Origin of the sequence: Bifidobacterium sp. ESL0690 (genome assembly GCF_029392315.1) — a bacterium.
Lineage (GTDB): Bacteria > Actinomycetota > Actinomycetes > Actinomycetales > Bifidobacteriaceae > Bifidobacterium.
The window spans coordinates 1,033,297-1,046,887 of sequence record NZ_CP113939.1; the positions used below are offsets into that span (position 1 = coordinate 1,033,297).

Annotated in this window: 8 protein-coding genes; 7 read left to right on the plus strand and 1 reads right to left on the minus strand. The window is 54.4% G+C overall.

The genetic code is table 11. The features are described from left to right. The first annotated feature begins 204 nt into the window (after nt 1-204). Entirely contained in the window at nt 205-2,079 is a 1,875-nt protein-coding gene (locus OZX62_RS04130; RefSeq protein WP_277176758.1) for a hypothetical protein, read from the plus strand. 104 nt (nt 2,080-2,183) lie between these two features. After that, nucleotides 2,184-3,641 (plus strand): 3-phosphoshikimate 1-carboxyvinyltransferase, encoded by a 1,458-nt coding sequence (gene aroA, locus OZX62_RS04135; protein ID WP_277176759.1) that lies wholly within the window; start codon nt 2,184-2,186, stop codon nt 3,639-3,641. Nucleotides 3,642-3,825: 184 nt separating this feature from the next. Here aroA and OZX62_RS04140 read toward each other — a convergent pair whose 3' ends face one another. After that, the gene (locus OZX62_RS04140; RefSeq protein ID WP_277176760.1) at nt 3,826-5,055 is read right to left on the minus strand and encodes an acetate kinase; all 1,230 of its coding nucleotides are present in this window, start codon (nt 5,053-5,055) and stop codon (nt 3,826-3,828) included. A gap of 727 nt (nt 5,056-5,782) precedes the next feature. Between OZX62_RS04140 and OZX62_RS04145 the strand changes: the two genes are divergently transcribed. The 5 genes from OZX62_RS04145 (at nt 5,783) to OZX62_RS04165 (ending at nt 13,580) form a co-directional block, all read left to right on the plus strand. Next, nucleotides 5,783-7,597 (plus strand): isopeptide-forming domain-containing fimbrial protein, encoded by a 1,815-nt coding sequence (locus OZX62_RS04145; protein WP_277176761.1) that lies wholly within the window; start codon nt 5,783-5,785, stop codon nt 7,595-7,597. 221 nt (nt 7,598-7,818) lie between these two features. After that, nucleotides 7,819-8,883, plus strand: coding sequence for a class C sortase (locus OZX62_RS04150; RefSeq protein ID WP_277176762.1), 1,065 nt, complete (start codon nt 7,819-7,821; stop codon nt 8,881-8,883). Nucleotides 8,884-9,334: 451 nt separating this feature from the next. Continuing rightward, nucleotides 9,335-10,330: a carbohydrate kinase gene (locus tag OZX62_RS04155; RefSeq protein WP_277176763.1), complete on the plus strand. Its 996-nt coding sequence runs from the start codon at nt 9,335-9,337 to the stop codon at nt 10,328-10,330. Nucleotide 10,331: 1 nt separating this feature from the next. Further along, nucleotides 10,332-11,072, plus strand: coding sequence for a hypothetical protein (locus tag OZX62_RS04160; protein WP_277176764.1), 741 nt, complete (start codon nt 10,332-10,334; stop codon nt 11,070-11,072). A gap of 93 nt (nt 11,073-11,165) precedes the next feature. Beyond that, the gene (locus OZX62_RS04165) at nt 11,166-13,580 is read left to right on the plus strand and encodes a pyruvate formate lyase family protein (RefSeq protein ID WP_277176765.1); all 2,415 of its coding nucleotides are present in this window, start codon (nt 11,166-11,168) and stop codon (nt 13,578-13,580) included. The last annotated feature ends 11 nt before the right edge of the window (nt 13,581-13,591 follow it).

Consider the following 13,591-nt stretch of genomic DNA (forward strand, 5'->3'; position numbering starts at 1 on the left):
TGTCTCTGTAGCATGCACTGGTTCTTCTTTGTCCCCGTTTGCGAACAATATGCGTTCGTAGGCGGGGATTATGTGTTTCGGCTACGTTTATTGTCGTTGTGATGTTGGATTCGCTGGGTATATTATGTTTGGTTGTAGAGATTTGCTTTTATGATAATTTACGAGAAGAGACGGCAGGCTGCCGAAAGCTGGGAAGGCTTGGATATGGCAAAAAACGATGCTCAGAAACCGTTTGATCAAGCGGAACAAATCCCATTTGATCACAACGATTACATCGATCAGGGCGCTGATGCCGAACCATGGCAGGACGTCAACACAGGCGTCCCGTCTTCCAGCAGAACCGCCAATCCTTGGCAGCACACCCAACAGATGAAGGCCGGTGGAGTCAGTGCCGATTCGGCTGCACAACCCTTCTCGGGTCAGGATTACATCGTCAAGGCGGAATCACAGCGCAGCCACTCAGCCAGCGGAAATAGCGACTCGAAAAGCGGACACGGTTTCGCCCGGGTTCTCGGCGTGCTTCTGGTGATTGTCGTCGTCATTGCATTCGCGCTCGGCAATGTCGCCAAGCGAAACCCGCCGCTTGCCAACAAGCTCAGTCTCATAGCCCAAACCTTCAGCCACCGAGGTTATGGCGGCGATGCGAAGCTTTCGCTTTTCGACAAGACCAAAGAAGCCATCGAAGATGATCATGTTCAGATCACCGACAATCTGCAGACCTTAAGCCAGAAAGATGCGATAAGCGACGAGGATATCAACAAGCTCAAGTCGCTCGTCGCCAAAACCGACACGGACAATGCGAAGTTCGCTGCCTTTGATTCCATGAAAAGTCCCGAGGTCAAGATTCAACTTGACCGCTATGCCAAGATTACGGATGCCGAAAAAGCGGTCGTGAACGGCTATATCGACAATGCGAAGACCATTTCAGCAGTCAACAAGGCCTGTACGTTCTGGGATTACGTGGAGGACGAGCAATCGAATATCGACCATTACCGAACCCAGATGGCCACGTGCAGGGCCAAGATGAAACCGTTGTCCGCTTCCAACGACTCGGCGGTGAAAACGTTCGTTGGGTCGCTCAGTGCTGTGTTGGACACCAGCGAGCAGGCCGTCAACAAGATTGCCGCCATCGGCACCGACAAGGAATACGACAAGGCGACTTTGAAGCAGGTCCAGAAGCTCAACAAAACCATCGATATTTCAGAGAAGGTAATGGATTATACCTCGAATTACGGCGACAACCTGTGCAAGGAATGCGACGACCTGCATGTGGACTGGGCCTTCGAGCGTTCCTATCAGACGGCGGAGGCGGTCAACGAGGCGCAGGATGAGGCCGATAATGCAGTGGAGGCATTCGTTTCTTCGTATGGACGATCCGCCAGCAAAGCAGACCAGAAGAAAGTCGGCGACGCTCTGCACGGTGTAGTCAAAGGATGGTATGTCATGGTCGGCATGGCCATGGACTGCAATTACAGTGGCTTCGGAAATCTGGAAAGCGAAGATATCGACGACATCAACAATGCCATCAACGTGGCCGACCAGGCCAATCAGCAGTTCGTCAATCTGCTCCCTGCCTACCATGAACAAAACAACAAGTGGATCAACAATTATCTGAAGGCCTATAAGAAAGACAAGGCGCAGATCCAGCAATATTCGAAGACGCTGCTTGCGGTTTCCGATGCCAGTGTCGTATGTGTCAAAATCCCTCTGCCCGACAATTATGACCCGGCATATTCGGCTTATACCAATGGCGTCGCTACTTGCAAAACTACGTTGCAACCGCTTAAAGATAATAATAAAGACGACAAATACATGCAGAAGCTGGTTGTCGATTTGAATGCCAACTTCAATGCCAATCTAGCGATCATAGCCAAAATGAAGACTTTGGGATCTCCTGATGAGGCAAGGGACAAGCACAAGGATGAATACGATAAGTTGAACCATCAGCTGATCTACGACCAGGAAGGCAAGCGCGACAGGATATTCGACGCTTACAAAAAGCACTTCAATGATCTGCGCACGAACTCCGGCGCGATGCTGGCCCTCTGGAAATTTGAGCACGGTGAATCTCAGAAATGATGCGTTTGGCGTCAACATTGCTGCTGGCATAGTTGGTGTCGGTTGGCGCTGTTGGGGCGGCCGGTGTGGTTGGTGTGTAGGGGAGTTCCTCTAGAATCTTCACTATGACAAGCGTTGAAGCCTTTGATTTTCCAGATCCGTGGCCTGCACCCCTGGCCGAACGGTCGTTGAATGCCACCGTCGTCATTCCCGGGAGCAAGTCTCTTTCCAACCGCTACCTGATTCTTGCAGCATTGGGCAGCAGGCCGGTCACGATTGCAGGCATGTTGCGCTCGCGCGACACCGAACTGATGGCGGGTGCTTTGCGGACGCTTGGGGTCGGCGTTGAATTCGACGAAAATGAAGAAACACGCGTGACGGTGACACCTCCTTCGAATGGCCGATTTACAGGCAACGTCACCGTCTTCTGCGGGCTTGCAGGCACCGTGATGCGTTTTGTGCCTGGTCTGGCGCTGTTTGCCGACGGTCCGGTGCGTTTCGACGGAGACGAGCAGGCCTATGCGCGTCCGATGCATCCGCTGCTCGAGGGTCTTGAGCAGTTGGGGGCGCATGTCGAATATGAAGGGAAGCTCGGTTTCCTTCCGTTTACCATTACGCCTGCGAAGGTGCAGGAACCCGAAAACGACAAGGATTCGCCAGGATCCGATTATTCAGATGGATCCGTGGTTTCCGAGCCGGCAGAGGTTCGGATTGATTCGTCTTCGTCCTCGCAGTTCATTTCCAGTCTGCTGCTTGTCGGCTCTCGTTTGCCGCAGGGATTGGATTTGAAGCATACCGGCAGCAAACTTCCCAGCATGCCTCATATTCGCATGACCATGGCCGATGTCAACGGCGCAGGCGGGCAGGCTGAAATGCCTGAAATCGGCCACTGGCTTGAGCCTCACCGTTCGTTGCAGTTGCCGGACGGGGTGGTGGTGGAACCGGATCTGTCGAACGCCGCCCCGTTCCTTGGTGCTGCGATGATTGCCGGAGGAACGGTCAGTGTGCCGAACTGGCCGACTTCAACCACCCAGCCGGGTGGTTTGCTTCCCGATATTCTGCAGAAAATGGGTGCAAATGTCACTTTGGACGGTAGGCCGTTCGATGACGTTATGGCCGATGCGCGCAACCAGGAAAAGTCGGTTTCGGTACCCAGAAACGGAACATTGACGGTTTTGATGGATGGCCCGATTCGTGGGCTGGGCAAGGCTTTCGACATGTCGGCGGCGGGGGAGATAGCCCCGAGCATCGCCGCATTGGCGACGTTGGCCGACGGTCCCAGCGAGCTTGTCGGCATCGGCCATCTTCGTGGCCATGAGACGAACCGTTTGGCGGCACTCGTGACGGAAATCACCAGAATCGGAGCCAAAGCCGAGGAATTGCCTGATGGTCTGGCCATCACACCGATGCCGCATCATCAGTTGCACGGTGAAATCATGGAAACCTACGCCGACCACCGCATGGCTACGTTCGCCGCGATGATCGGCCTGGCTGTGCCCAATACCGGCATCCGCAACATCGCCACCACCCGCAAGACCATTCCCGATTTTCCCGGTATGTGGCGTAAGATGCTCGAAAGCTAAAAGCATCATCCGCCGATAAGGATTAAGTAAGGCTGGAATGACGTCGCCGTCACGGTAGACGGATTGATTGCACCAGCCTTCGTAAACAAATATAAAAGGCCGGAACCGAACATTCAATCGGTTCCGGCCTCTGCTGTTTCGCAGAATTTCAGAATCTAACGGAACAGCAAAGAGTCATTTCAACTCACTTCTCGAAGACGTTGCCGTAGGAATCCTTGCCCTCGGTGGCGATCTTGTCGGCCTTGTGGGCGATCGCCAGTTCCTCGTTGGTGGGGATGACGGCGATGATCACGGAGCTGTCAGGGGTGGAGATGATGCGCGGTTCCTTGGAACGGGCATCGTTCTTCGCCTTGTCGAGCTTCACGCCGAACGGTGCGAGACGCTCGCAGACGCGGGCACGCACGTTGTTGTCGTTCTCGCCGACACCGGCGGTGAAGGTGATCACATCCACGCCGCCCATCTGAGCGGTGTAGTTGCCGATGTAGCCGACGATACGGTGGATGTAGACATCCATTGCGAGAATGGCGTCCTCATTGCCTTCGCTGATGAGGCGATCGACCTCGCGCATGTCGCCGTAACCGGTCATGCCGGTCATGCCGGACTTCTTGTTGAAGAGCTCGTCGATTTCGTCCACGTTCATGTGGGCGTTGCGGATGAGGTGGAAAACGGCCGCCGGGTCGATGTCACCGGTGCGTCCACCCATCATCAGACCCTCGAGCGGGGTCAGGCCCATGGAGGTGTCGATCGGGCGGCCGGAGATCTGCGCGGAGGCGGAAGCGCCGTTGCCGATGTGCAGCACGATCTGCTTCAAGCCTTCGGCGGGCTTGCCGACGACACCGGGTACAACGCCACCGATGTATTCGTGGCTGGTGCCGTGGGCGCCGTAACGACGGATCTTGTACTTCTCGGCGACTTCCTTGTTGAGCGCGTAGGTGCTGGCTTCCTTCGGAAGCTGGAAGAAGAAGGAGGAATCGAAGACGAAGATCTGCGGCACATCTGGCAGCAGCTGCTCCATGACCTCGGCGCCGGTGGCTTCGGGGCCGTTGTGCAGCGGCGCGAGCACGGCGAGGTCCTTGACCTGCTGAATGGTCTTGGCGTTGACGAGTGCCGGCTGCGGGAAGACGGAGCCACCCTGCACCACGCGGTGACCGACGGCGACAATGCCGGATTCCTGAAGGTCGGGGCCGTATTCCTTGAAGAAGCCGAGGACGCGCTTCAGACCGTCGGCGTGGGTTTTGATCGGCTCTTCGAGCTCGTGCTTCTCACCATTGTATTCATGCTTGTAATGGCCATCGATGGGTTCGCCGATCTTCTCCACGAGGCCGCTGGCGAGAGCTGACCCGTTTTCGAGATCCACCAGCTGGTATTTGATCGAGCTGGAACCGGAATTGATGACAAGGACGGTTTTCGCCATTGTGTGCATCCTCCATATAGATAAATTGACCCGTGGAAGTTACCACGGCTACCGCAACACCACTTTACTCACGTGTTCTTACAAAGCGTTTGTAAGGATTCCGAAGGTCGAAAGCTGTCGCAAAAAGAAGCTCTTGAACCCCCTCAATCGGATATATGCTTATAGAGAAATACAATTCCTCAAAAAACCGCCAAAATCGCCATACAAATAAGAAAAAATTGCCCAATGTAAGGTTTAGCGCTTTATTTTTTGTCCAATTTTCGTTTACCATGAATTACGTCACTGCAAAAGGTGACGGATATACCGGTGATATTCGCAATGTAGACGGATGGCATCTCCGGGTGTATGGCCTTTGGGGGAAGGCTTGGGAATTTGCATATTCGGTTGGTCAATGTGCCCTTGGGGGAGGGCATGAGCATTCACGCAAATAGCGGGGCATAGTGCCTTTCGGGAAAGGCGTTAACGTCTGCTTACCTCATTGCTATCTATCAATGTCTATGCAAACAGTCCGGTTCTTCCTATTCCAAATCGTCTGCCACCAGGAGTGCCGACCAAGCATTACAAGCACTTGTTGTATTCATCGTTGAGCAGAGGGGGCTGAGGCAACACAATTTGTTCAGTGATCAAAGGATAGGGATTGGCATGTCTTGTTTATTGCCAAGGTCGAATGAACGGTGAAGTCCGACCTTGACTTGAATCAGGCATGGTCTACTAAAGAAGGAAGAAAATGAATTTGAATAAAAGAATATGTAGCGTCATCGGAGTGGCGCTTTCCGCTGCGACGATGCTGGCTTTGGGGATTGCGGGTGTCGGCTCCGCAACGGCGGAAACGACAGCCGTCAATCTGAGCACCACAACGAATAGATTCGGCACGATTGCGGTCAAGAACGCGACCCCTGGCCATTCCTACGCTGTGGTGCAAGTGGGAAAGTACTCCCACGCGGCCACGGACGGCACGCAGCTTACCGGCATCTCTCTTGACTCGACCGGTGTCGGCTCTGTAGATACTGCGGTTGGGACGGCTGCCCACGCGGTGGATAGCTCTGCGCCGAACACCGGCAATGTCATCAGCTGGGTCGGTATCCATTGGTTGGGATTCGCCGATAGCGGCAACACGAATAATTCGGATGCGACTTCGAACACAGCGCCGTATACCGGCACGCTCCGTGATTTCGTCCAGCAGCTTGACACGACAATCCGTACGTCTGGTTACAACTTCAATCCGCCTGTGACCGCCTCCTCCTCATCGCCCAACCCTACGGTCACGTTCTCGCATCTGCTGATCGGCATGTATTTGGTCGAGGATGTAACGGCTATGCCGTCCGTCGGAACACCCGGCCATTCGGATTCGATTCCGATGCTGGTCGGCACCACGATCGGTGAAAATAACACCCTCAACAGCGTCAAGCTCGGTGAGATCAACGACAAGACCGATACCGTCACTGTTGACAAGTCCCTTATTGGCGGCACTGCCGTCAACGGCGCTCAACTGAGTTATAAGATCACGAGCGAAGTGCCGCTTTGGACCGGATACACCAAGTATTACTTCGAGATTGTCGATATGCCCGGTGCCGGCCTCGACCTGGACGCGAGCAGCGTTGCGATCAAGATCGACAATCACGATGTCGGCACGGACAAATACACCGTGACCAAGGACGAAACCGCAGGGACCAATGGCGGTGACGACTTCCATATCGTCTTCACGAACAACAGCATCGAAGACTATACGCCGGGACTGCAAATCGTGGTCACCTACAAGATGACGGTCAACGATTCCAGCAAGTCGTTGATCAACCAGGCCAAGATTGTGCATTCCGGCAAGAACACAGGCACCGACTGCGCCAGCGATCCCACGATTAGTGGATGCACGACGGAAACGCCGCTGACCGACGGCAGCTCCAGCGAAGCCGTCAGCTACTCGGTCACCATCCGTGACTTTTTCAACGACGGTTCGGCCAAGACACCGACCAAAGGCGCGACGTTCAAGGTCTACGACGATACGGAGGATTCCGCTCACGCCCATCCTCTGACGTTTAAAACGGACACCGCGATTTCCGCCACCGAAGGTGAATACACCTATGACACTAGCACCTCCAGCACGGATACCGTGGGTGCCGCAGCTTACGATACGTTGAAGATCGATGGTCTCAAGGCCGACAATTATTCGTTCGTCGAGGAGACCGCCCCGACCAATGTCTTGCAGAGCGTCAAGCCGAGCTTCAAGGTTGAGATCACCGACGCCAACGTGTCGGGCCACCCCAAAGATACTAAGTTCGTGTTCCATGCGGATATCTGGGATCTGGCCAGCGTCGATACCGAAAACATCGTGGGGAGCGAGCCCCACAGCGTGGCTGATGGAGGCCAGGTAGAGTCCACAAACTTCAACGTGAGAATCGATAACGTGGATTCGGTCACTAACCTGCCGTTGACAGGTGGCATGGGTCTCCTACTGCTACTTATGCTGGGTCTTTTGTTTGGCAGTGCAGCCGTTGTGTTCACGGTGTTACACCATCGCAGCGTGCTCAACAGCAAAAGGATCTGACATCATGGCTGCGTGGTTGGTTGTCATCGCTTTAAACAAGGTTTCGGAAACCGGTTTGGATACTGGTTTGAGCATGGTTTCAAGCAATGGCAGACAACCAGCCGCTCGGTCGGTGCAACGGCAATAAGGTCTGTTTTCCGGTTCGTGAGAGCGAAGTAGATTTCTCGATGATGGACTGGAATGGGAAATGGATAGTTCTGTTTAATACCGGTGAGGCAAAAATGAACGAGAGGAAATCCGAAGGGCCAAAGCAGACGGATAAGTCCGTGCTGCCGCTTGGATTTCAGCCTTTTGAAGCCGTCGTGCGTTATCCTCGCAACCGTTCGGCGGCTATCCATCGAGCCGTTCTCAGGGCCTTGCGCGATCTTTTCATACTGCTCACGGTGATCGTGTTCCTTTGGGCTCCGACGGCCAGAATGATCAGGGTCAGAAACGAAGGCATCGCCTCGGCCGCGGCGGCTCGGGAAATGTCCAAATGGCCGCGTGGACACATCGAAAAGGAATATCGCAACGCCGTTCAATATAACGAGCGCATTGCGGATTCGGGCCAGCACAAGCTGGGTGAGGCCATCGATCCGTTCATCGACGATCCCGATGAAGACACGATATCAAAGCGTGACAATGACTATCAGTCGATGCTGAAAACGACAAACGGGGTGATGGGTACCGTAAAGATTCCGAGGATTTCGTTGAAACTGCCGTTTTACCATGGCACCTCCAAGGCCATCCTGCAGGTCGGTATCGGCCATCTTTACGGAACGAGCCTTCCAGTGGGCGGCAAATCGACGAACAGCGTGCTCACCGGTCACCGCGGCCTGGTGGACGCCGAACTGTTCACTCGGCTCGACGAGCTCAAAAAGGGCGACATCATCTACATCGAGACGCTCGATCGCATGATGGGGTACCGCGTCAGCGACATCAATATCGTCAATCCGACCGACGTGCATCTTTACAAGGTGGTGCCTGGGCAGGATCTGCTCACATTGATGACCTGCACGCCATACGGCATCAACACGCAACGGCTGGTCATCACCGCCAAACGAAGCAGCATCCCCAAGGGGGGTACTTATTATCACGACGATCAGGATGCTGTGCTCCCGGCGGGAATCACCGGGGTAACCGTCCTGCTGGTCGGGTTGCTATGGGCGATGCACCGCAACTACAGGCTGCTCGTACCGCCTGCATGGCATTACGATGGTTCGCCGGTGGCTTGGTGGAGCATGTTCGCGCGCAGGACGGATGCCCGGGGACACTTTGGTAAAAGGCGATGTAAAACATATGTCTGACGGACTTACCGGCGTTGACGGTAAGGCGTGGTCCAAGGTGTGAAGCGCAAAAGAGAGGTTGTAAGGAAATCCAACAATAGGTTTCCCTGCAACCCCTCTTTTGCGCTTAGCTGTGTTTTCCTGCTCGTGAGTCTTTATAGGATTTTCTGATTTGTATCTGTCGTAAGTCTACAAGACTTTCATATTGCCAACATTGGCTCTGTCGTGGGTTTTCTTCGGGATTTTATTCGTTTTTCAAAGTTATGAAAAAATACACACATTGCGTGAAAAAAATTGCTTATGTTTTTCCTTTAATGTCGAGTAAACCCTTAAATAAGGCGATAAGGAGGACAGCTTTCTTGTTGGGAATTTCATTTGCCGGACTTTAAATTGGAGATGAGCTTGATAGCTGGCGGTTCCTTTCGGAATCGTCCCATTAGAGATTAAAAGAAGTTAGGCAAGGAGGCTGAATATGGAGAATAATTCAGAAGAGCGTAAGGATTTGGTATCGTTTGGAGATATCAATGCCGATTACACCCCGATTTTCCGTCGTGGTTTTTCCAAGCAGCGTTGCTATGAGATGAACCTTGGAGGCACGGCATCCAACGTCGCCGTGGCTGCCGCAAGACTTGGCGCGAATACCTCGTTCGTCGGCAAGGTCGGTGACGATTTCATGGGAAGGTTCCTGCGCAGGGAACTGCAGAGCAACGGTGTGGATTGCAGTTCGCTGTTGACCGATCCTGATCTGTTCACTTCGCATGTGTTCGTCAGTCTTTTCAATGGAGAGCGCAGCTTCAGCTTCGCTGTCGACGGAAGCGCTTCGCTCAATGTGAATATGGATGAATTGGATCTCGACAAGGTTCTCAACACCCGCATGCTTTACGTGGCTGGTGTGAGTTTCGTCGACGCCCCCTTGGGACGCACTGCGCATGTGCTGCTTTCCGAAGCCAAGAAGCGCAATATTCCGGTAGCCATCGATATGAACTATCGTCCAACCGTCCACAAGTCCCCTCAGAAACTGATTGACGCGTTGAACGAGGAAATGAGCAATATATCGATCCTCAAGGGTTCCGTCGAAGATTTCGATGTCGTCTTCGGCACCCGCGACCTTGAAGCCGTGTCGCGCCTGGTCAATCCCAAGGGCGTGCGTCTGTTGATTATGACCGAAGACGCCAGAGGAGCTTCCTGGGCCTGGGATGGCGAGGAACACGGCATCAACGGATTCCGCACCAACCTTATCGACACCACGGGTGCTGGTGACTGCTTCATGGGCGCGTTCCTTTACACGCTCCTGCATCATTGCGATTTGTGCGATCTGAAGAAGGACGAGCTCAACGAGATGATTCGTTTCGCCAATGCCGCGGCGTCGCTGTGCGTGGAAGGATACGGGGCCGTCGAAGCCATGCCGTACCCGGCCGAGGTCGAGGAACGCAACGAAAGCCAGACGATCGACGAGAGGAGCGAGTGAGATGAAAAGCATAAAACAGATGCATTGGTGGACTCTGGTCACTGACCGTGAGCAGTGGACGCTGAAACCGTATTCTCTGTTGCGCAGAATCCTCGTCAATCTTGTTGGCGTCGTCATCGTCTCCATCGGCATCGGGGTCTGTAACGTCGGCTTCGTGGGCGTCGACCCGTATGCGGCGTTTCTGATGTCGCTTTCCCATCTCACAGGCATCGCCTACACATGGATGGTGCCTCTGGTGAACACCATCCTGTTCATATTGATCGTGATTCCTTTCGACCGTTCGATTTTCGGCTTCGGCATGATCACCAATATGACGCTTGTCGGGTTCTTTACCGATACGTTCACCTCGATCTACCATCATTTCTACAACCCGACGTTCTCTTGGTGGATTCTTGCGATCCATCTGGTCATCGGCCTGTTCTTCTTCTGCCTTGGCGTCTCCCTGCAGATTCGTCCGAACCTCGGCGCCTGCCCTTATGACGGCATCGCTCCGAGCCTGCATCGTCACTTCCCGAAGATCAGCTACCGCGTGTTCCGCACCTGCCAGGATATCATCACGATCATCATCGCCGGCATCCTGATCAAGTTTAATCTCGGCATCGGCATCCTTGGTATCGGCACGATCATCATGGGCTTCTTTATCGGCACCATCGTGGACTGGTTCAGCAAGCACTTCACCGAAAAGCTGCTCGGAGTCCGTGGCGAGAACAACGAGCCCATCAAGAAGGCCGCCCTCGCGTAGTAGAGCATCTTTACTTGCTATGGCTTTATCGGCCTGAAAAGGAGATAGAGCCATAGCGACATTGGTTATATGACGATGAAAAAGGAGGTCATTATGACCAGCACAATGATGAAAACAAAGGGCAAATTAGGTTTGCTTGCGCCCAAGCGTACGGAGATTCTCAACGACGAGATACGTTCTGTCAAACCGAGAATCGACGTCGAACGGGCGGGAATCATCACCGAAAGCTACGAGAAGACCGTCGGACTGCCGCAAGTCCTTCGCCGCGCATACGCGTTGAAGGACCTGCTGATGAAAAAGACCATTTTCATCGGCGACAACGAACTGATCGTGGGCAACCACGGTTCCACACTGCGTTCCGCGCCGATCTATCCGGAATTCGGAAGTCTTTCGCGTGAAGAGCTCGAGAAGATGCCGATCCGTCAGGTCGACACCCTGCAGATCACACCCGATCAGATCGACTATCTGGTCGATGACATCTTCCCGAAGTGGGAAGGCTATTCCACCAGTTCCTTGGCCCGCAACCTTCTGCCTTCGCAGATTACCGATATCCTCGATTCGCCGTATCGTCCCTTCGACCCGTTGAGCAGGGCCTCGTCCGGTTACGGGCATTACCAGCCCAATATCAAGCGGATCATCAATGAAGGCTTTGAGGGTTCGGAGCGTCTTGCGGCCAAGAAGCTTGCAGAGCTTGACCCGACTGATCTGGAATATTCCGACAAGCGGGCGTTCTACATGGCCGTTCAGGTGGTTGTGGACGGCGTGCGCGTCTTCCAGCAGCGCTTCTCGGACTTGGCGGCCGGCATGGCCAATGAGACCGATGATCCACAACGTGCCAAGGAGCTGAGGCTCATCGCCAGCAATTGCGCACAGGTACCGTATCGTCCGGCACGCAATTTCTTCGAGGCTGCGCAATCCTACTGGTTCACGCTGCTCATCGATTACTGCGCTCAGAACGGCGGCGCGATTTCCGGCGGACGCTTCGACCAGTACATGTATCCCTTCTATGTCAATGACCTCAAGGACGGAACCTTCACCAAGGATGAGATTTCGACCATCATCCAGGCCTTGTGGGTCAAACACATGGATCTGATCAAGGCAAAGTCCTATTCGTCGGCACGCAATAACGGCGGCTTCGCCACCACCATCGGCATCACTCTCGGCGGTGTCGATAAGGACGGTAACGATGCGGTCAATGACTTGTCGTACCTCTGCCTTGACGCGGAAGAGGCCGTGTTCAATTCCGAGCCGAACGTGGGCATCCGCGTCAGCAAGAAAACCCCGGACGAGTTCGTCAACCGGGTCCTGAGAATCCTCGGACACAAGGAGGGAGGCAAGGATCCGTTCTTCAACGATGAACGGATCATCCCCGCCTTGATGCGTGAACATGGCATGAGCCTTGAAGAAGCGCGTGACTGGTCGTTGGTCGGCTGCGTGGAACCGACCGGCCAGGGCAATACCATGGCACGCACCAACAGCTGCTACTTCAACCTTGCCAAGTGTCTCGAACTGGCGATCAACGACGGCAAATGCCCGATATCCGGCCAGCAACTCGGCCCACACACCGGCCATTTCGCCGATATGAACACCTTCGACGACGTCAAGAAGGCCTACAGCGAGCAGGTCGACTACTTCGTCTCGCTGATGGTCTGCTCGCTCAACACGATGGCGACGCTTCACAAACGTCAGACACCGCACATCTATTCCTCGATCCTGATCGACGGATGCCTCGAATCCGGCCATGACTGCACCGATTGCGGTGCCCTCTATGACGCCACGGGCGTCAACGGCGTGGGTCTTTCGGATGTCGCGGATTCGCTGTTGGTCATGAAGCAGCTGGTGTTCGATGAATCGAAGATGAGCAAGGACGAGCTCGCCGAATCCCTTGAAACCGACTTCTCCGACAAGGTGATTCAACAGCGTTGCCTGAACGTGCCGAAGTACGGCAACGACAACGACGAGGCCGATGAGATGGTCGCGTTCGTGGCCAAGCAGTACTCCGATTCCGTGCGTCGTTTCAAGAGCCCTGGCGGCGGTCATTATATTCCCGGCCTGTTCTGCCTTTCCTCGAACACGCCGCTCGGCCGTCAGGTAGGTGCGCTTCCCAGTGGACGCAAGGCTTTGACACCGTTGGCCGACGGCGGCATCTCGCCCAAGCAAGGCGAGGATGTCGAAGGACCGACCGCCGAGATGAAATCCGTGGCGAGCTGGGACCAGACGCAGGCGCTTAACGGAGTATGCCTCAACATCAAGTTCGTGCCTGCCCTGATTCGCAACGCGACCGATCGTCAGAAGGTCGTTGGCCTTATTCGCGGCTACTTCGATATCGGCGGCGTCCATATCCAGCTCAACGTGTTGTCTTCCGAGACGCTGATCAACGCACAGAAGCATCCTGAGAACTATCGCGGTTTGGTGGTTCGCGTGGCCGGATATTCGGCGTTCTTCGTCGAGCTCGATCGAGACATCCAGAACGAGATCATCTCGCGAACCGTCAATGAAAGCATCTGAGAGGTAAGAAA